22 protein-coding genes and 1 other RNA gene are annotated in these 19,117 nt (G+C 43.8%); 20 read left to right on the forward strand and 3 right to left on the reverse strand.

The window, feature by feature from the left end; translation table 11 throughout:
* Positions 1-103 precede the first annotated feature (103 nt).
* The 3 genes from HNR41_RS04455 to recU all read right to left on the reverse strand — a co-directional run bounded on the left by HNR41_RS04455 (position 104) and on the right by recU (position 3,797).
* The gene (locus HNR41_RS04455; RefSeq protein WP_184282125.1) at positions 104-442 is read right to left on the reverse strand and encodes a hypothetical protein; all 339 of its coding nucleotides are present in this window, start codon (positions 440-442) and stop codon (positions 104-106) included.
* Between the two features lie 314 nt (positions 443-756).
* Positions 757-3,195, reverse strand: a complete 2,439-nt coding sequence (locus HNR41_RS04460; protein WP_221432845.1) for a transglycosylase domain-containing protein — start codon at positions 3,193-3,195, stop codon at positions 757-759.
* 11 nt (positions 3,196-3,206) lie between these two features.
* Positions 3,207-3,797, reverse strand: a complete 591-nt coding sequence (gene recU, locus HNR41_RS04465; protein WP_184282128.1) for a Holliday junction resolvase RecU — start codon at positions 3,795-3,797, stop codon at positions 3,207-3,209.
* A gap of 95 nt (positions 3,798-3,892) precedes the next feature.
* Here recU and HNR41_RS04470 point away from each other — a divergent pair, with 95 nt between their 5' ends.
* The 20 genes from HNR41_RS04470 to HNR41_RS04560 all read left to right on the forward strand — a co-directional run bounded on the left by HNR41_RS04470 (position 3,893) and on the right by HNR41_RS04560 (position 19,021).
* On the forward strand, positions 3,893-4,219 hold the full coding sequence (locus tag HNR41_RS04470; RefSeq protein ID WP_184282129.1) for a hypothetical protein: 327 nt from the start codon (positions 3,893-3,895) through the stop codon (positions 4,217-4,219).
* Positions 4,216-4,755 (forward strand): SLOG family protein, encoded by a 540-nt coding sequence (locus HNR41_RS04475; protein WP_184282131.1) that lies wholly within the window; start codon positions 4,216-4,218, stop codon positions 4,753-4,755. Before HNR41_RS04470 ends, HNR41_RS04475 begins: the two co-directional genes overlap by 4 nt.
* Before the next feature lie 11 nt (positions 4,756-4,766).
* Positions 4,767-5,093, forward strand: coding sequence for a cell division regulator GpsB (gpsB, locus tag HNR41_RS04480; RefSeq protein ID WP_184282133.1), 327 nt, complete (start codon positions 4,767-4,769; stop codon positions 5,091-5,093).
* A gap of 45 nt (positions 5,094-5,138) precedes the next feature.
* An RNA gene (rnpB, locus tag HNR41_RS04485) (RNase P RNA component class B) lies at positions 5,139-5,530 on the forward strand.
* A gap of 103 nt (positions 5,531-5,633) precedes the next feature.
* Positions 5,634-6,758, forward strand: a complete 1,125-nt coding sequence (locus HNR41_RS04490; RefSeq protein ID WP_184282136.1) for a THUMP domain-containing class I SAM-dependent RNA methyltransferase — start codon at positions 5,634-5,636, stop codon at positions 6,756-6,758.
* Positions 6,759-10,142 carry a dynamin family protein gene (locus HNR41_RS04495; protein WP_184282138.1) on the forward strand — a complete coding sequence of 1,128 codons (3,384 nt, stop codon included), beginning with the start codon at positions 6,759-6,761 and terminating at the stop codon, positions 10,140-10,142. It begins immediately after the preceding gene.
* A gap of 16 nt (positions 10,143-10,158) precedes the next feature.
* The gene (locus HNR41_RS04500; protein WP_184282140.1) at positions 10,159-11,034 is read left to right on the forward strand and encodes a 5'-3' exonuclease; all 876 of its coding nucleotides are present in this window, start codon (positions 10,159-10,161) and stop codon (positions 11,032-11,034) included.
* A 5-nt stretch (positions 11,035-11,039) separates the two neighbouring features.
* On the forward strand, positions 11,040-11,447 hold the full coding sequence (locus HNR41_RS04505) for a ribonuclease HI family protein (RefSeq protein ID WP_184282142.1): 408 nt from the start codon (positions 11,040-11,042) through the stop codon (positions 11,445-11,447).
* A 42-nt stretch (positions 11,448-11,489) separates the two neighbouring features.
* Positions 11,490-11,660 carry a zinc-finger domain-containing protein gene (locus HNR41_RS04510; protein ID WP_184282144.1) on the forward strand — a complete coding sequence of 57 codons (171 nt, stop codon included), beginning with the start codon at positions 11,490-11,492 and terminating at the stop codon, positions 11,658-11,660.
* 19 nt (positions 11,661-11,679) lie between these two features.
* Complete coding sequence (locus HNR41_RS11525; RefSeq protein WP_260399572.1) at positions 11,680-11,961, forward strand: NifU N-terminal domain-containing protein; 282 nt, start codon at positions 11,680-11,682, stop codon at positions 11,959-11,961.
* Between the two features lie 41 nt (positions 11,962-12,002).
* Positions 12,003-12,791 (forward strand): virulence factor, encoded by a 789-nt coding sequence (locus HNR41_RS04515; RefSeq protein WP_260399573.1) that lies wholly within the window; start codon positions 12,003-12,005, stop codon positions 12,789-12,791.
* A 1-nt stretch (position 12,792) separates the two neighbouring features.
* The gene (locus HNR41_RS04520) at positions 12,793-13,233 is read left to right on the forward strand and encodes a BrxA/BrxB family bacilliredoxin (RefSeq protein ID WP_184282146.1); all 441 of its coding nucleotides are present in this window, start codon (positions 12,793-12,795) and stop codon (positions 13,231-13,233) included.
* Positions 13,234-13,432: 199 nt separating this feature from the next.
* Positions 13,433-14,386, forward strand: coding sequence for a thymidylate synthase (locus tag HNR41_RS04525; protein ID WP_184282148.1), 954 nt, complete (start codon positions 13,433-13,435; stop codon positions 14,384-14,386).
* A gap of 7 nt (positions 14,387-14,393) precedes the next feature.
* Entirely contained in the window at positions 14,394-14,873 is a 480-nt protein-coding gene (locus HNR41_RS04530) for a dihydrofolate reductase (protein WP_184282149.1), read from the forward strand.
* A gap of 3 nt (positions 14,874-14,876) precedes the next feature.
* Positions 14,877-15,428, forward strand: a complete 552-nt coding sequence (locus tag HNR41_RS04535) for a DUF2140 family protein (protein WP_184282151.1) — start codon at positions 14,877-14,879, stop codon at positions 15,426-15,428.
* Between the two features lie 13 nt (positions 15,429-15,441).
* Entirely contained in the window at positions 15,442-15,963 is a 522-nt protein-coding gene (gene msrA / locus HNR41_RS04540; RefSeq protein ID WP_184282153.1) for a peptide-methionine (S)-S-oxide reductase MsrA, read from the forward strand.
* Entirely contained in the window at positions 15,963-16,397 is a 435-nt protein-coding gene (gene msrB / locus HNR41_RS04545; protein WP_184282154.1) for a peptide-methionine (R)-S-oxide reductase MsrB, read from the forward strand. The genes msrA and msrB overlap by 1 nt, the downstream gene beginning before the upstream one ends.
* A 1-nt stretch (position 16,398) precedes the next feature.
* Positions 16,399-16,620: a YozE family protein gene (locus tag HNR41_RS04550; RefSeq protein WP_184282156.1), complete on the forward strand. Its 222-nt coding sequence runs from the start codon at positions 16,399-16,401 to the stop codon at positions 16,618-16,620.
* 13 nt (positions 16,621-16,633) lie between these two features.
* The gene (deoD, locus tag HNR41_RS04555; protein ID WP_184282158.1) at positions 16,634-17,347 is read left to right on the forward strand and encodes a purine-nucleoside phosphorylase; all 714 of its coding nucleotides are present in this window, start codon (positions 16,634-16,636) and stop codon (positions 17,345-17,347) included.
* A 96-nt stretch (positions 17,348-17,443) separates the two neighbouring features.
* Complete coding sequence (locus HNR41_RS04560; RefSeq protein ID WP_376698656.1) at positions 17,444-19,021, forward strand: S41 family peptidase; 1,578 nt, start codon at positions 17,444-17,446, stop codon at positions 19,019-19,021.
* The last annotated feature ends 96 nt before the right edge of the window (positions 19,022-19,117 follow it).

Consider the following 19,117-nt stretch of genomic DNA (forward strand, 5'->3'; position numbering starts at 1 on the left):
TAGCTGGCCGCATTCCCTGTCATGGGCGTGCGGTTTTTTTGATTGAATGCGAGAATCTTTCGATGAGGATTTTATCGTTTTGATAAACACCATTTATTTTTAATTAATCAGGAGAATTGAGCAAGCTCGTTTCTGCGGCTTTACCTTGCTTCTTAATTACCTGTAAATGAACAGGGGACGAATTAAAATAACAAGCTTGCACAAAAAGAGATAGAAAATGAGCAGGATTTGCCCGAAATCTATGATCCTGCTCATAATGTGCTGCAAAACGTGCAAGAACTATCTTAAATCTATGATCCTGCTCATGATGTGCTGTAAAATGTGCAAGAACTGTCTTAAATCTATAATCCTGCTCATAATGTGCTGTAAAACGTGCAAGAACTGTCTTAAATCTATGATCCTGCTCATAATCTGTGATAAGTCCTATAAAACCTGACAACATGATTCATTTTAAAGCTATTAATGCGACGGATGATTAATATATTTGCGAACTGTCCCATTATAAGGGGCTTTTCGAGACGGATACGGACTTTTAACACGAACTGTCTCATTTTCATATCAATTATGAGACAGTTTGCAGGTTATAATCTGATCTGTCACGTTTTACCTGTTGAGATGAGACAGATTGCCGCAAATACACATTAGTCCGCCTCAATTCCCACAACAAATGAATTTCCACACACGTACATCAATATCCACAGACAAAAAAACACCCCCGATCAATAACTAACCGGGGGTGTTCCAATTTCATATATATTATTCTTCGTCTGCTGCCTGATCTTCATCTTCAGCCGAGCTGCTTCCGGAGTCTGCTCCAAAGCTCGAACTTTCCGACGAGGAGGACGATGAACTTTCCGAAGATGATGATGACGACTCATCTTCAGCTGCGTCTTCTTCCGGTGCAGGGTCGTCGCTGTCGTCTGCTGCGTCTCCGCCGCTTTCCGGTTCAGCGAGGTCGGCGTCGTCAGGCAGTTCGCCTTCAGGTACGTCGCCCTGTGTTTCTATTTCACCGTCTTCGTTGTATTCCCAGCTCCAGGCACCGCCTGTGCTGCCGCCGCTTTCATTGTTGCTGTTACTGTTGTTATTGTTGTTGCTTCCGCCGTTGCCCCAGAATCCGCCGCCGGCAACTGCATATTCGTCGCCGTCGATTTGTTCAACGCTGTCCGGCTGTTCAAAGTCTTGGCCGTTGAATGTGCTGATATACTGCATGATGTCTCTGAAGAACCATTGCGGTGTAATGTGCTCGTCTGTACCGACGAATACTTTATCTTCCGAGTAGCCTGCTGTTGCGTTATCGAATCCTGACCACACACTCATCGTATATTCAGGTGTGTAACCGACGATCCACGCGTCTTTCGCACTGTTGTTCGGCAGGTCGTTTTCTTCAAGTATGCTTGTGTCGAGTGAAGTAGTCCCTGTCTTCGCTGCAATGTTCAGACCGTTCATCTGAATGTAGTCGGCGCTTCCCTGATTCTCGAATGTGTCTTTCAGCATATCTGTCAGCATAAATGCTGTTGAGTCTTTCATTGCTCTGTGTGATTCGTTTTCGAATTCAATTTTATCGCCTTCCGATGTTACGATGTAACGGATTGACTGTGCTTCATTGAATTCACCGTTGTTGCCGAGTGTTGCATAAGCCTGTGCCATCTGCAGCGGGCTGAACCGTGTTTCGCCGCCGCCGAGTACGTCGTTAAACGACAGTGTGTAGTCGCCTTCGTTTTTCGTAGCGTAGTCCAGTCCGACTTCACGTGCAAATTCTTCCGGTGCGTTCTGTCCCGCTTCTTCCTGTACCTGCTCGAATGTTTTCACTGCAGGGACGTTAAAGCTCTGACGGAGTGCGTCACGCATCGTTACGTTGCCGTGGCTCTGGTTGTCGTAGTTGTAAACTGTGTTGTTCGGGCTTGTTTTCGGATTGTATGACTGCTCATCCTGAATCGTTTGATTCGTTGCCCATTCCATGTTCTCAATTGCCGGCCCGTATGCGAGGAACGGCTTCATTGTAGAACCGACGTTGTGCTGTACGAGTGATAAGTTCTGGTCGACAACTTCCTGATAGTCGCGGCCGCCTGATATTGCTACCAGTCCGCCTGACGTTGTATCGAGTATTGTCGAGGCGATATTGAAATCATCGCTCTGGAATTTCTCGTTATAGTAGTAGTTGCGGTTGTTCGTCATGTTTTGTAAGTATGACTGGACACCGGAGTCCATATTCGTATAAATCTGAATGCCGCTGGATAATACTTCTGATACATCTCTGTTGCGGAACTCATCATGGTTCTGCAGTTCGCGTTTAATGTAATTAATGTAGGATGCGTATTCCGGATCTTCCTGTTCCGTCGATGCACGTTCTGTTTCATCGCGCGGTACTAAGTTATCCGTAATATCGATCTGAATTGCTTCGTCGTATTCAGCCTGTGTAATTCTCCCGTGATTGAGCATCTGGTATAACACAGTATCTGTACGGCTTTTACCCGCTTCAGCGTCTACATATAAGTTATAGACGTTCGGCAGATTCGACAGCCCTGCGAGATAGGCACTTTCCGCGATGTTTAACTCGGCAAGTTCTTTATCAAAATAATATAGACTTGCTGTGCGGATACCGTATATACCGTCAGAGTAATAAATCTTGTTCAGGTACATCTCCAGAATGTCGTCTTTTGAATATTCCTGCTCCAACCGGTAGGACAGATAAGCTTCCTGCGCTTTACGTTCGATTGTCTGTTCCTCTGTAAGGAATGCACGTTTGACGACCTGCTGGGTAATGGTACTTGCACCCTGTGACGCAAAGCCGTCTGTAAAGTTGCTGATGACAGCACCGCCTAAGCGGAAGAAGTCAATCGCACCGTGATCGTAAAAGCGGTTATCCTCAATTGCAAGTACTGCGTCGGACATTTGTTCAGGTACGTCTTCGATACTTACATATTCCCGTTTCTGCCCCTGGAAGAGGGTGGTCACGAGCTCGTCGTTATTGTCGTAAATTTCAGCGGGAACAGGGTCCTTAAGCTTTTCATCACTGAAAGCCGGCGCCTGTGATGCGTAATACGCAAACAGTACAGCACCGATAACAAGACCAACCAGTGCAAGCAGTGCACCATATAAAAACACTTTTTTAATTATTGATGATTTGGATTTTGACTGCTTTTTCTGTTTGGGTTTCTTATCAGACTGTTTACTCCTTTTAAAATTCGATTCCATATATATTCTCCCTATTCAAAATAAAATTCGTCAACTGCAGCTAAATAATCATAACGCGGATTGTATTTGATTGGTAGTAAAATACTCTCTGCCTTAATGTCAGCATAGGTTATGGACTTTCTGCCATTCCCTAAATAAGCGTCCCAGTGTTTAACAAAATGTTCAAAAGGATAAAGATAGACTTCATCGTGAACAGTAAACTTAACTATAATGAAGACGATGCCGCCCTGGTTATGGCAGGCGCGCATATGCTCGACCTGGTGCGCATGTATGTTTATAAAAGGGAAGCGTGTCTTATTGCGTGTTTCCTTCGCTTCAAAATCGATGTATCTTCCTTTATACAGTCCATTATAGTCACTTGTCGATGGAACTTTAAAGTAGGCTTCCGTTATTTTAGCTTTTTTCCGTGACGGATAATCAACATTGACAATCTGTACCGGTGTGGGCTTCTTATGAATGATGGCCCGCTTCGTATCCAGATAAAACTGATTCGTCTTATCGAGATCCTTTTCCAGTGTCATGCCCCGCTGACCGTAGTTAATCTCTTTATCGGCACGCGGTGTATTTACCTGGTTTCTTTTGACTCCCTGTGGGTACTTCATTAAATTAGCACTCCAAACTTTTATTATATATACTTATTATTATATATTAATTAGAGTTTGATTAACATTTCATTATTATAGGTGGTGTGTCCAAATTGTCAAGAAATGCATCGTACAGCGATTACCGCGAAATGCTCGATGAAATCGCCAGGCGCTATGACAAGGCAAGAGCAGGTTATGAGTTTGATTTTAAAACCGAAATCGAACCGTTTTTAAATAAGTATAAAGTGCTTGCAGATCAGCTGCAGCATATGCCGACCGATGACCGGCTGACAGAAACAATCAGGGAAGTCATGAGTGACGAGCTGATGGAACTGTTAATGAGCTGTCACGTCTCCCGCTTCAGTTTAAGACTGTATCATGAAAAATTCAAATATATTAATATGTGGGTGAATCATGCAGGGGAGGAAGGACTGCTGTGAGAGTATTTATAACAGGATACCGCCATTACGAACTCGGCATCTTTAAAGATACGCAGCCTGAAGTGAAAGTTCTCCGCGATTTTCTGCGCCAGCGGATTATCAGTCTCGCTGAAGAAGGGGCGGAGTGGTTTATCATTCAGGGCTATACGGGCATAGAGATGTATGCGGCCAATGAGATAATCGGGTTAAAGGAAGAGTACGATATTAAGCTCGGTGTCCTGAAGCCGTTCCATAAGTTCGACGACCGGTATAACGATTCCGATAAAATTAACTTAAACAATATACTGGAGCACGCCGACTTCCATCAGTTTATATTTGACAGGGAATACGCTGATCCCGGTATGTTTAAAGCCATTAATCAGTTCATCACATCCAATACCGATTACGGGCTGATCGTCTACGACAGTGAGACGGAAACAAATTTAAAATATATATACAGCCTAATGCTTGAATTAAATGAGAAAAGTCATTATAATATTGAAAGAATACAATTTGATGATATTAATGATTTCATTAATGACAGATATGATAGTTAAGAGGTGTAAGTATGAGTGACTATACGCTAAAGCTGTCTGCAAAAGATATATTCGAGAAAGAATTCGAAAAATCACTAAGAGGTTTTAAACCGATAGAAGTAGATAGTTTTCTTGACGACGTTATCAGTGATTATCAGAAGATGGCAGACATGAACAACAACATTAAAAAGCTGGAAGAAGAAAATGCACGTTTAAAAAAGGAAGTTGAAGACCTCCGCATCCGCGTGGCAACAAACACACGCACTCAGGGCGGCAGCGGACAGAGTCAGCAGATTGATATATTAAAACGTCTGTCGAGTCTAGAGAAGCAGGTTTTTGGCAATGCAAAAAAGCAGTAACATGATTTAATATGTATTTTAAGAGTTTTTAAAATAAAAAGACGGTAACTCGGATAATCGCTATGCAGCACGACTGCATAGAGGAAAGTCCATGCTCACACAGTCTGAGATGATTGTAGTGTTCGTGCCAGACGAAACAATAAGTCTGGGCAATGATATTTTATATCTTGACGGCTGCGAAATATTCTAAGTGCTTACGCATACGAATAGAGTAGCTTTAAAAGTGCCACAGAAACGAGCTTCTGAAGAAATGACGAAGGTGGAACGCGGTAAACCCCTCGAGTGAGCAATCCAAATTAGGTAGGAGCACTTTCCAACAGGAATTCAACTGGCGGAGAGATATTATTCATTTAATATAGACAGATGATTATCACCAATGTGCGAGTGTATACTAGTGCACGTCAGCAGCACAGCGGGACAGAACATGGCTTATAGAGAAACCGGACTAGAGAAAAAGCTCTCCACTTTGATGGAGAGCTTTTTTTATGTATATATTCATACTATAATAGTAACAAATCAAACTTTAGGAGCTTCTTACTTATGAACTTTAAATTTATAGTCAACACACCGATGGGACTTGAACGTGTCGTATCGGATGAAATCAAATCGCTCGGCCTTGAAACAGAACTGGAAAACGGCCGCGTCTACTTCGAAGGTGACGAACGTACAATCGTTGAAACAAACTTGAAACTCCGTACAGTCGACCGTATCAGAATCGTTCTCGGCGACTTTACAGTGAAGACATTCGATGAGCTGTTTGAAGCGGTCAAAGCGTTGCCGCTGTCTGACATACTCGGACCGAATGCAGAATTCCCGGTAACAGGACGCTCCCACAAGTCGACACTGTACAGTGTGCCGGACGTACAGCGTATAACGAAAAAAGCCATCGTTGAACATTTAAAAGATGCGTTCAGCATGACAGGGAAACTGCCTGAAGACGGCCCCCGCTACAAAATCGATATTAATATTTTAAAAGACAGAGCAATTCTTACTGTCGATACGAGTGGTGACGCACTGCACAAACGCGGTTACAGACTCGCACAGGGTGATGCACCGATTAAAGAGACACTTGCTGCAGCAATGCTGAAGCTTGCGAACTATACAGGAGAGAACACACTGTATGATCCATTCACAGGCTCCGGGACAATTGCACTTGAAGCGGCAATGATCGCACGTAATATCGCGCCGGGCTCAAACCGTTCATTCGACAGTGAGTCATGGGACATTATTCCGGAAGAGCTGTGGACTGAAGTCCGTACAGAGTGCGAGAATGCAGCAGACTACGACAAAGAAGTTAAAATTTATGCAACAGACATCGAACCGGGCATGATCGACATCGCGATTAAAAATGCGGAAGAAGTCGGCCTTGAGAGCGATATTGAATTCAGCACGCTCGATGTGCACGATTTAAACGCGCTTGATAAAAATGCACAGATAGTAACAAACCCGCCGTACGGGGAACGTATCGGTGAGGCGAAAGCAGTAGAGTCGATGTACGGTAAAATCGGACAGCTGATGGATGACCACCCGACACTGAACGTCTACTTAATGACATCGAGCAAAGAGTTTGAAGAAATCGTCGGCAAAAAAGCAACGAAACGCAGAAAGCTGTTTAACGGCTATATCGAAACGACGTTCTACCAATACTGGGGAGTGAAAGAATAGTTGTCATCACAAGGGGAAAACAGACAGACGCTTAATACGCTGTATAAATTAAAAAAAGAAATTCTTAAATCCGATAACGATACACTCGTATCGCAAATTGACCATGCCATTCAGAAAACGTATAACGAACAGCTGGTATTTTCATTTATCGGCCATTACTCGGCGGGGAAATCGAGCCTGATTAACTATTTGCTTAATCAGGACATCCTGCCGTCATCGCCGGTACCGACGACGAGCAATACCGTGTCGGTGCAGATCGGTGACAAAAAAGGAATTCAGGCATTCATTAACCAGTATCAGTACGCGGTGCTGGATAACTACGACGAACTGAAATCGCTGAATACAAAAGATATGGATATTCAGGCGATTACAATGGACATAAAGTCGGACGACTATCAGAACAATACGGTTTTCCAGGATACACCGGGAGTGGATTCCAATACGGACAGCCACGAAGAATCAGCCAACCGCTTTTTACTGAACAGTGATTTAATATTCTTTACGGTGGAGTACAACCACGTGGAGAGCGAACATAACCTGACGCTGTTAAAAGAAATTGCAGGCCTCGATATTCCGCTCGTCCTGATTATTAACCAGATCGATAAGCATGATGACCGCGAGATTACGATGGACACCTTCTTAAACCGCGTTAAACGCACGCTCTCGAACTGGAACATTCATCCGGAGCATTTATTCACAACATCTATCTATGAGTCGCCGTACAACCGTATAGACGAGCTGAAGGCATTCATTCAGGCGAAGGAAGAAGGCCGTGAAGAACTCGAAGTTTCGTACGACGCGCGTATTACGAAAAATATAGAAGATAAACAGCTTGAATATCTGCGTGATGAACTGGAAGAACTGACAGGCGGACTGCAGCTCGATAATGCACTGACGATTGAAAGAGCAGAGGAACGGATCGAATATTTAAACAACGAAATTAACAAAGCGGAAATTAATCATCTCCGGAGTGACGAAGAGGAATTAAAAACGCACGTTAAGGAATCGGTGAAGAAACTTGTTAAAGACAGCTACTTATTCCCGCACCAGGTTAAAGATGCGATTACGGAATATTTAAAAGTCATGGCTGGCGAGAAGAAAGCAGGCGGACTGTTCGGCAAAAAGAAAAAAGAACAGGCGATGCTCGATGAAGCGCTCTCGGCAACGGACAGTGCAATACAGCCTGTCATACATACAGAGATTAATGCGAACATTAACAGCTTCTTTCAGTCGCTCGGCTTAATCGGTGAGCCGTTTAAATTCGAATGGGATAATGCATTCCTCGGGGATGAGAAAATAACGTCACTGAACCAGACGTATATAACAAACTACTTCGACAAACTGAAAGCGGCACTCACGAAAGAAGTATCGGAACTGAGTGTCCTGCATATGGCCGGGCTGACACAGGAAGATACCGGTGAAGTCAAAGCACAGACGACGCTCACGGCGGAGAAGGCCCTGTATATTAAAGCGAAGGAACTGCTCGAACTGATTGAATCACTGGATACACAGAATTACCGTCATTTTTATATTCATATGGATGACGAAATCGATAAGCTCAATCTGCTGGAAGAGATTACTTTATCCTACGATGAAGACAATCATGCTGAAGCGGTTGAAAGTAGACATAACGAGTTTATGGTTAACAATGAAGGCGGCATGAATTTAACACCGTTCAGAGAACTCGCGGAGTTGCTCGGATCGTCACCGCGCTATTCGGACTATAAACGCCTGATTACGGACAAGCTCGGACGGATTGATAACGGCAAAGCGAATATCAGTGTGTTCGGCGGATTCAGTGCAGGGAAGACGACGTTCATTAATGCGCTTATGGGAGACAAGTACTTAACGACGAGTCCGAACCCGACGACGGCAACGATTACGGAAATCAACAATGATGAAACAAGTACAGTCGTCTATAAAGATGAAGCGGATTTAACAGAGACGCTTAACACACTGTCGGGGGAAACTCACGATAAGGCAGACGGTTATAAGAAGTGGATTAATAAAAACATCGCCAAAGCCGATGAGACGTATAAACCCCTTCTTGCCGGAATACTCGAAAACTACGACAAGTATAAAGATGAGCTTGGCCGGACAGTCAGTATCGATACCAATGAATTAATAGAGATGATCAGTAATGATAAAGACTCTACATTTATTCATAAGGCGAACGTGTCACTCGATAATGATATGACCAGTTCCTATACACTTGTCGACTCACCGGGGATCAACTCGATTAACGCCCGTCATACGTCGGAGACGAGAGACATTATTACAGAGAGCGATATGATTATTTACGTATCGTACTATAACCATGTCTTCTCGCGTTCGGATGAAACGTTCCTGCAGTATATCCAGTCGCTGAAAGGAAAAGACTTCCCGATTATTTTTATTATTAACGCAGTGGACTTAATGAAGTCTGAAGCGGATAAAGAAAAAGTACTCGACTATATGCAAAATGCACTGAACACGATGCATATTAAACATGTCCTGTATCCTGTATCGAGTAAACGTGCACTGGATGAAGGGGACGATTACTTCAATACGGCACAGAACGAAATTATGACGATTGCAGACCAGCAGTCGGGGAATGTGCAGTATAAGACGCTGAAGGAAACACGCAATCAGCTGATTAATACACTGGAGAGTAATATACGCCAGTTTGAAGATAATGGGGAAGAACGCAGAAAGCTTCTTGCGTTAAGAAAAAATCTGTTAACGGATATAGACGGTATTAAAGCAGAGAGTATTAATGAGCCGCTGAAGCAGGAAATCGACATTATACTCACATATCTGAAAAAACGTCTCGAGCTTCAGTTATACGATCACTTAAAAGGACTTCTGACAGTTTCTGTAATGCGCGACAAGCACTACATGAAGAACAACCTGTCAATTATCGTTCGTAATATTGAGGACTTCCTGACGCTGGAGACGAGTATTGCCTTTAACGCGGTATACCGTCAGGCGGATCAGAAGACACTGCAGATGATTACACAGTTTAACGAACGTCTTGCACTGTCAGGGACACCGGGTACACTGTCAGTTAAGAGTGTGAAAGCGCCGGAACCTGAAGTGACTATAGACGAAGCAGTGCTTAAACCGTTTGATAAGATGCTTTATCAGAACCGCAGCAAGACTCAAAATTACAGAGACACACTTTTAGAGTTGTCCCGGACACTGGTCGGTTCAATTGATCAGGGTGCGTTAAAGGCCCGGATGGAAGAGCTTGCCGAAAACTATACGGCGCTCCTCGATAACGAGCTTGAAGCGGACCGCAATGATATTACCGCGGCACTGACAGAAGAGCCTAAAGAAATATCACGTATGGACTACGATGAAGATGCAGCGCTGCTTAAGGCAGTGAGTGACATCGCTTTATAACAATGGAGGGAACTTTTTGACACAGCATACTTTAATAATAGACGGCATGGCATTACTGTTCAGACACTTTTACGCGACGAGTTTCAGCAATCAGTTTATGTACAATAACAGGGAACTCCCGACGAATGGTGTTCAGGGCATGCTGAGACATACGTTCAAACTGCTCGAACTGACTAAACCGGATAATGTGATTATCGCATGGGATATGGGTTCGAAGTCGGTGCGGAACGAATGGTATGAAGGATATAAAGCGAACCGTGTGGCGCCGCCTGAAGAAATGGTGCCGCAGTTCGACATGATTAAAGATGTCATGCACGATATCGGTTTTTATCAGGATGGCATTGCAGGCTATGAAGCGGATGATGTGATTGGTACAGTCGCACAGCACGTGGACAACCTGACGATTGTCAGCGGAGACCGCGACCTCCTGCAGCTGATTAATCAGACGAACAGAATCTGGCTGACTAAAAAAGGCTATACGGAATATCACTACTATGATTTCCAGGCGTTTAACGACCAGTACGGTATTACACCGGAACAGTTTATCGATGTGAAAGCATTGATGGGCGATGCCAGTGACGGCTATTCAGGTGTTACCGGTATCGGGGAGAAGACAGCATTGAAACTGATCCGGACTCACGGTTCGGTTGAAACGCTGCTCGACAACCTCGATACGCTGACACCAAAAATGCAGGAGAAGATTAACAACGACATGGAATCTCTCCGCATGTCACAGCGTCTTGCTAAAATTATTACAGATGTCCCGATCAAGCTCGACAGCCTGATGGACAAGAGTGCGCACAATCTCGATATTAACCATGTGAACAGCGTACTGCAGCATCATGACCTTCGTCTCGCCGAGAAGTATTTATCAACTTTAAATTTAGGGTGATGTAAATGGCCAAAGTATATATCGACGCGGCAGCAGGTTTAAAGCCGAAGCTTGCGTGCGGCGGAGTCATTATTAAAGACGGTGCTGTAAATTATGAAGAGTCTGTTATGCTCGGTGAAATGGATAACCATGAAGCGGAGTGGGCGACACTTGAGTTTGCACTGAATAAGGCGGCTGAGCTCGGCATCAAATCAGTGATCGTGTACACAGACTCTAAAATCATCGTCGATACATTCGATAAACAACACGTGAAAAATAAAGTTTTTAAATCTTACTACAACAGAGTACTTCCTTTAACAAACGCGCTCGATATGTTTATAATTACTCATACACCGAGAAAAAATAACCGCGGTGCCGACAAAATGGCAAAAGACCGTTTGTATAAAGAACGCAAAAATTTAAACAGTAATTAGCCGATTTGGCTGTTTTGCAATTTAAAGTAATGAGGTATGATAATGGATACGAAAGTCCTTGATAAAATTAACCGTCTCGAACGCACATACTGCAGAGGATGTCTGTTAAAAGAAGTGAACAGGACCGAGGGATCAAAATCCAGCGCACATTCATTCTGCATTACAGAATGTTCTGTTGGAATAGAAATGAAAATGTACGGCAATAAACTATAATACTGGAGGCACCACCACTATGGATATCGTAAGAATTGAACCGACACCAAGCCCGAATACTATGAAAATCACTGTAAGTGAAACAAAAGAAGAAATGAGATCTTCTACTTATAAAGAAGTGACAGAAGACACACCTGCATTCATCGCACGTGTTCTTGAGCTGGAAGATGTCACAAGCGTCTTCCACGCACTTGACTTTATCTCTGTAGATAAAAGTACTAAAACAGACTGGGAAACTTTAATTCCTAAAATTGAAGCAACTTTCAATGACGGTGATTTTGGTGAAGTAAAAAAAGGCTGACACCTGAGTCAAACTTTGGTGAAGTGAACACTCAGGTGCTCATGTTTAAAGGAATCCCTTATCAGGTCAAGTTAAATGACGGTACGGAACACCGCCGCGAACTGCCGGCGCGTTTTACTGAAGCCGTTACAGATGCAACACTGCCTGAAGATAATATTATTTTTGACCGCAGATGGGAAACGCTGAGTACCCGCTACGGCTCACCGGACGACGTATTTACGGAAGTGATTGAGGAAATCGAAGCACTTTACCCGGAAGATACGCTGAACGGTATCGTCGAAGAAGCGAAAAACCGCGTGCAGCCAGCACCGATGAAATACTTTAAAGTATCTATCGATGAGTTCAAAAATACAGAGGACTGGAAAGCGCGCCTTTATATGCTGAATCATTTTGATACACCGGACGAGAGCGATTACCCGTTACTCGAATACGCGCTTCACGACGATAAGCTGCAGGTGAGACGCATGAGCGTCAGCCTTTTAGCCATGATTGAAGTGCCGGAAACACTGAAGTATTTAAAGATTGCGATGGAAGATCGTGCAATACCGGTCAGACGGACAGCAGCCGATGCATACAGCGATTTAGGTTTTAAAGAAGGGTTGCCGGATATGCATAAAGCACTCGGCGATAAAAGCCCGATCGTCCGCTGGCGTGCAGCAATGTTTATATACGAATCCGGAGACGAATCGAGTCTCGAAGTACTGAAGGCGCATCAGAATGATCCGCAGTACGATGTACGACTGCAGATTGAGATGGCTGTTGCCCGTATCGAACAGGGCGAAGATGCACTCGGCAGCGTATGGAAACAAATGCAGAACAGGGAGCGATAACATGGATGCATATCAGGCATATATGAGAGAAATTGCAGAACCTATGAGGCAGGAACTGACAAATTACGACTTTGAAGAGTTAACGACACCGGAAGGTGTCCATGACTTTATGAAAGATGTAAAAGAAGATGACACGACATTCGTCGTCATCAACAGCGTATGCGGCTGTGCGGCGGGGCTTGCAAGACCTGCTGCAGTCACAGTAACGAACCAGAATCCGGTGAAACCGGACCGTCTGGCAACTGTATTCGCAGGACAGGAACGTCCGGCGACTGCTGCAATGCGTGAATATATTGATGCTGCACCTTCAAGTCCGTCATTCGCTTTATTTAAAGGCGGCAAGCTCGTGTCATTTACAGCACGCGAAAATATTGAGAACAGAAGTATTGAAGACATTATGATGGATCTGAAAGCAGATTTTGACGAATATTGTGCAAAATAAAAAAGGAAAGGGCTCACCCTTTCCTTTTTTCATAAATATATATTACTCGTAGATGCACATAGTAATCATGTAGCCTGCAAGTAAAGTTAAACCGATTGTGAATAAAATTTCCATTATGAACACTCCGATCACAATTATTTTCTCGTCTTATTAATACTAATTATATAGAACTACATAATAAAAGAAAAGGGTGATTTTAATGAATTCATTTGATAATGCCTATCACGGGCTGATGAACCGCGTCTTAGATACAGGTACAGTCAAAACAGACCGTACGAATACAGGCACGAAATCTGTCTTCGGTCATCAGATGCGTTTTGATCTAAGTGAAGGATTCCCGCTTTTAACGACCAAAAAGGTTTCTTTTAAACTCGTTGCAACAGAGTTAATCTGGTTTCTCCGCGGTGATACGAATATTAAATATCTGCTCGAATACAACAACAATATTTGGAACGAATGGGCGTTTAAAAAATATATCGAATCGGAAGATTACACCGGTCCCGATATGACAGACTTCGGACACCGCGCCCTGGCTGATGACGAGTTTAATGAACAGTACAAAGCTGAAATGAAAGCCTTTAAAGAAAAAGTGCTGAATAACGATGATTTCAGTAAAAAATACGGCACACTCGGCAACGTCTACGGTAAACAGTGGCGTCACTGGATCGGACCGGACGGCGAAGCAATTGACCAGATTGCAAACTTAATCGACGGCATTAAAAATAAACCGGACTCAAGGCGCCACATCGTGAGCGCATGGAACCCTGCTGAAATTGAGACGATGGCACTGCCGCCGTGTCATACACTGTTCCAGTTTTACGTTGCAGACGGTAAATTAAGCCTGCAGCTGTACCAGCGGAGCGGAGACATATTCCTCGGAATACCGTTTAACATTGCAAGCTACGCACTGCTGCTCGCTCTCGTTGCACGTGAATGCGGCCTTGAAGCAGGGGAGTTTGTGCACACGATCGGTGATGCGCATATTTACTCAAACCACTTCGATGCGGTAAACACGCAGCTCTCACGTACAGGCTATGCGCCGCCGGTACTTAAAATCAACTCGGACAAATCGATGTTCGAACTTGAATATGAAGACTTTGAAATAGAAGGCTACGAATCCCACCCGGCAATCAAAGCACCGATTGCAGTATAGGAGGACAATGATGGTTTCATTAATAGTTGCACACGCAAAACAGAACGTTATCGGTTTTAACGGCGATATGCCCTGGAGTCTGCCGGCCGACTTAAAAGGATTAAAAAAGCTGACTACAGGGAATACAATAGTTATGGGACGGAAGACCTACGAAACGCTCGGCCGCCCGCTGCCAAACCGCAGAAACGTCGTTTTAACGGCAAATACAGACTTTACAGCTGAAGGTATCGATGTCATTCATTCGATTGACGAAATTAAAGATCTCCCGGGCAAAGTATTTATCTTCGGCGGGAGTACAATTTACAATCAGACGATGCATCTGGTCGACGAAATGTATATTACAGTAATTGACGAGCAGTTTGCAGGCGACACATTTTTCCCGGACTACGATTTGAATGAGTGGACGGTGGAATCAAGCGACGACGGCACGATAGACGATAAAAACCGCTATCCGCACCGTTTCCTGCACCTGACAAGAGAGCTGTAGCGTATGAAAAAGAATGTATGGATGATTCTTTTCTTTGTGCTGCTTGCGGTAAATATTGCGGTTGTCGTAATTGTTTCTTCGTTCTTCAATCAGTCTTATAAACAGACCGACGGGAACGATCCCGCTGCAAAACCGCGGGAACTTGAGTTCATCTTAACGAACAGCACGGTGGAAACACTGATCAATGACAATATTCCATATGACGAGTTTACTGTTAACATTAATACTGCAGGCATCGATGTTGATATCGAGCAGACAGTGCTCGGTTTTTCCATAAACTCGAGCATTTCCGGCGAACCTTCAGTGAATGACAACAGCATCATTATTCACTTAACAGATTTGAATCTGGCCGGACTGCCTCTGTCGGAAGATGCACTGTATACAGCGCTCAGAAAGCTTGTTGAGCTGCCGGAAGGCATTGCAATGAGCGGGAGTGAACGGGCGATTGTCATCGACATGTCGCTGTTTGAACAGTATTTCGGCGTGGCACTTCAAGCCGATAAAATAGACTACGAAAACGATGCATGGTATTTTTCAGTTAACAACAATTTCTAGGAGGAATTTATTTATGGCAACAGCAACTTTAGCAGGCGGATGTTTCTGGTGTTTAATCAAACCGTTTGACCAGTGGGACGGCGTCAAAAATATCGTTTCAGGTTATTCGAACGGTGATAAACCCAATCCAACATACGCTGAAGTTTCAACAGGAACATCAGGACATATCGAAGCTGTGCAGATTGAATTCGACGAAGAGGTTATGAGCTACCGCGAACTGCTTGAAATTTTCTTCAAGACATTCGACCCGACTGATATCGGCGGACAGTTCGGTGACCGCGGACCGCAGTATATGCCGGCCGTGTTTTACCACGATGAAGCGCAGCATCAGACGGCGCTTGATTTAATTAAAGAACTCGACGAAGCGAACATTTTCCCGGCACCGATCAACACACCGGTACTGCCGTATAAAAACTTCTATGAAGCAGAAGATGAGCATCAGGACTTCTACAAGAAGAATACAGGACATTACAATGCGTATTACAAAGGATCCGGACGTAAAGGATTCGTAGAAAATGTATGGGGTGAAAAATAATGGCACGAAAAGATATAAGTGAATTAACAGAACTTGAAAGACAGGTTATGAAAGAAGACGCGACGGAAGCACCATTTGAAAACGAGTACTGGAAACATTTCGAAGAGGGGATTTACGTCGATAAACTGAGCGGCAAGCCGCTGTTTACGTCTAAAGATAAATTCGATTCTTCATGCGGCTGGCCGAGCTTTGCGAAGTCCATGTCGGAAGAAGATGTATCAGAACACGTGGATACATCATTCGGTATGCGCCGTACGGAAGTCCGGAGTGCTGATTCGGACTCTCATTTAGGTCACGTTTTCCCTGACGGACCGCAGGAGCTTGGCGGGCTGAGATACTGCATTAACTCTGCAGCTCTTGATTTTATTCCGAAAAGCGACCTTGAAAAAGAAGGTTACGGTGAATACGTCAAGATTCTGGATTCAGAGGAGTAGCATGAAAGAGCGTCCATATTATCAATATATGAAGACACAGCTCGGGACAAAAACAGACATTGGCAATCTCGCAGATCATATCGCTGATGACATGTCTTTCCCTAAATACTCAAATAATTACGATGAAATCTCAGATTATCTTGAAAAGAACCCGTATCTTAATATATCATTAGATACGTTTGATGAAAGTTTTTCAAATTACACAGAATGGCTACAATCTTAGAGGAGATGAAAATATGAGTATTCATATTAATGCAAAACAGGGCGATATCGCCGACACTATTTTACTGCCGGGGGATCCCCTGCGTGCGAAGTACATTGCCGAAACATTTTTGGAAGACATTGTGTGCTACAACGAAGTCCGCAACATGTTCGGTTACACAGGTACTTATAAAGGCAAGAGAATTTCAGTTCAGGGCACTGGTATGGGTGTGCCGTCAATTTCTATTTACATTCACGAACTTATGCGTGAATACGGCGTTAAAAACTTAATCCGTGTCGGTACTGCCGGTGCGTTAAAAGAAGAAGTTAAAGTCCGCGACGTTGTTATCGCACAAAGTGCGACTACGGACTCTTACCAGAACAACAAATTATTCGGCAACGTGAGTTATGCCCCGACTTCGAACTTCGACCTGCTTCTTGCAAGCTACAACGAAGCACAAAAGCGCGGTCTTGATGTGAAAGTCGGAAACGTCTACACAGCTGACTCATTCTACGATACGAAGACAGATACTAAACAGCTTGCAGATTACGGTGTGCTTGCAGTTGAAATGGAATCTGCAGCCCTGTTTACAATTGCTGAAGAGTACAATGCACGTGCATTGGCTATTCTGACAATTTCTGACCACCTGATTACAGGAGAGGTTACGACAGCAGAAGAAAGACAGACTACTTTCAACGATATGATTGAAGTTGCACTTGATGCAGCAGTACCGTTTGTCGGAAAATAATACAGTAATTATTGAAGAACAGTGATTTCACTGTTCTTTTCTTTTCTTTAAGCGGGTAAACTGATAATATATGAGTAATACATAGGTAGAAATTGGGTGCATATCTTGAGCGAAGAAAACAATGACAAGAACGTTCAGCCGAAACTCCGGTCCGTTCAAATGAATATATTCTGGTTTATCGTCATTATTTTAACGACGATTATAGCCAGTGTGGTAATAACAGCAATTTCAATATCAAATAATCAGGAACGTGCAGTCAACGTCGGAACGGATACACGTACCGAATTTGCGAAACTGTACAGCGTGTATGATACGCTCACTGAAAATTACTACGAGGACGTCGATTCTGATGCGCTGATTGAATCTTCGATTAAAGGTATGGTCGAAGGACTTGAAGATCCATACAGTGAGTACATGAATATCGACGAAACAGGTGAATTCGAAGAGAGTATTACAGGAGACTTCGAAGGAATCGGTGCCGAAGTCATGCAGGAAGGCAGTAAGATTATTATTTCCAGTCCGATGAAAGGTTCTCCTGCAGAACAGGCGGGCATTGAGCCGGGCGACCAGATTCTTGCAGTTGACGGTGAATCACTGGAAGGCATGACGACGACGGAGGCTGTACAGCTGATCCGCGGTGAAAAGGGTACTAATGTCGTCCTGACAATTCAGCGCGGCGGCGGCAGTCCGTCTGATATTGCGATTACACGTGATACGATTCATATCGACAGCGTGACATATGAAAAAGTCGACGGTGTCGGACATATCAGCGTCAACAGATTCCAGCAGGGTACTACTGACGAGTTCAGCAAGTTTATCGATCAGGCTGCCGAAGACGATGTTAAAGAACTCATCGTCGACTTCCGTTACAATCCGGGCGGCCTGCTAAACGAAGCAGTAACACTCATTAATCAGTTTATCGAACCGGACACTGCTGCACTGTATCTTGAAGATAATACAGGCGCTCAGCAGGAAATTGTAACTGAAAGCGAGAAAAACCCGAATACCGAATCATTCGACGAGGTGTACATCTTAATTAACGAAGGATCTGCAAGTGCTTCTGAAGTATTCGCAGGTGCACTCGATGATTTAACAGATGTTACGATCGCAGGTACAACGTCATTCGGTAAAGGTGTTGTTCAGCGTACGAGTGAGTTTAAAGACAACTCGATGCTGAAATACACTAATACTAAATGGCTGACACCTGATAAGACATGGGTGCAGGATGAGGGTATTGCACCGGACATTGAATTAATCAATCCTGATTACTACCGTATCCAGCTGCTGACTGAAGATGAAGTTTTCGCAGAAGGTCAGACGAATGAAAAAGTACTGTCTATTAAAGTCGCACTCGACGAGCTCGGCTACGACATTACGAAGTTCGACGATAACTTTGATGCCGGACTGACTCAGGCTGTAACGGCTTATCAGACGGATAAAAATCTCGAAGCTGACGGCATTGTAACAGGCGAAACGACGACTGGTATGCTGTCCGACATCCGCGAACAGATTAACGACAACGATGCACAGCTGAATTATTTAATCGATTATATTAACAGCGACATGTCAATTAAGGAAATTGAACAGAAAGCACGCGATAATGCACCGCATATTCCGCCGGTCATTGAAGATGAACAGAATTTAAACAATGACGAAGAAAACGAAGAAGAGTAAGACATCAAATTCCGTACAGAATATCTTTGTACGGAATTTTTTGTTGTAGACAATTTGTAAATAGTTTAAAGTAAAGTCAATAAGTATTATGGAGGG

The organism is Jeotgalicoccus coquinae (genome assembly GCF_014207425.1).
In the GTDB taxonomy this organism is placed as follows: Bacteria; Bacillota; Bacilli; order Staphylococcales; family Salinicoccaceae; genus Jeotgalicoccus; species Jeotgalicoccus coquinae.

Excerpts from the sequence above, each read along its gene's own strand:
- HNR41_RS04455 (WP_184282125.1), bottom strand. The coding sequence starts at position 442 with ATGTTGTCAGGTTTTATAGGACTTATCACAGATTATGAGCAGGATCAT.
- HNR41_RS04460 (WP_221432845.1), bottom strand. The coding sequence starts at position 3,195 with ATGGAATCGAATTTTAAAAGGAGTAAACAGTCTGATAAGAAACCCAAA.
- recU (WP_184282128.1), bottom strand. The coding sequence starts at position 3,797 with ATGAAGTACCCACAGGGAGTCAAAAGAAACCAGGTAAATACACCGCGT.
- gpsB (WP_184282133.1), top strand. The coding sequence starts at position 4,767 with ATGAGTGACTATACGCTAAAGCTGTCTGCAAAAGATATATTCGAGAAA.
- HNR41_RS04490 (WP_184282136.1), top strand. The coding sequence starts at position 5,634 with ATGAACTTTAAATTTATAGTCAACACACCGATGGGACTTGAACGTGTC.
- HNR41_RS04505 (WP_184282142.1), top strand. The coding sequence starts at position 11,040 with ATGGCCAAAGTATATATCGACGCGGCAGCAGGTTTAAAGCCGAAGCTT.
- HNR41_RS04510 (WP_184282144.1), top strand. The coding sequence starts at position 11,490 with ATGGATACGAAAGTCCTTGATAAAATTAACCGTCTCGAACGCACATAC.
- HNR41_RS11525 (WP_260399572.1), top strand. The coding sequence starts at position 11,680 with ATGGATATCGTAAGAATTGAACCGACACCAAGCCCGAATACTATGAAA.
- HNR41_RS04515 (WP_260399573.1), top strand. The coding sequence starts at position 12,003 with ATGTTTAAAGGAATCCCTTATCAGGTCAAGTTAAATGACGGTACGGAA.
- HNR41_RS04520 (WP_184282146.1), top strand. The coding sequence starts at position 12,793 with ATGGATGCATATCAGGCATATATGAGAGAAATTGCAGAACCTATGAGG.
- HNR41_RS04525 (WP_184282148.1), top strand. The coding sequence starts at position 13,433 with ATGAATTCATTTGATAATGCCTATCACGGGCTGATGAACCGCGTCTTA.
- HNR41_RS04530 (WP_184282149.1), top strand. The coding sequence starts at position 14,394 with ATGATGGTTTCATTAATAGTTGCACACGCAAAACAGAACGTTATCGGT.
- HNR41_RS04535 (WP_184282151.1), top strand. The coding sequence starts at position 14,877 with ATGAAAAAGAATGTATGGATGATTCTTTTCTTTGTGCTGCTTGCGGTA.
- msrA (WP_184282153.1), top strand. The coding sequence starts at position 15,442 with ATGGCAACAGCAACTTTAGCAGGCGGATGTTTCTGGTGTTTAATCAAA.
- msrB (WP_184282154.1), top strand. The coding sequence starts at position 15,963 with ATGGCACGAAAAGATATAAGTGAATTAACAGAACTTGAAAGACAGGTT.
- HNR41_RS04550 (WP_184282156.1), top strand. The coding sequence starts at position 16,399 with ATGAAAGAGCGTCCATATTATCAATATATGAAGACACAGCTCGGGACA.
- deoD (WP_184282158.1), top strand. The coding sequence starts at position 16,634 with ATGAGTATTCATATTAATGCAAAACAGGGCGATATCGCCGACACTATT.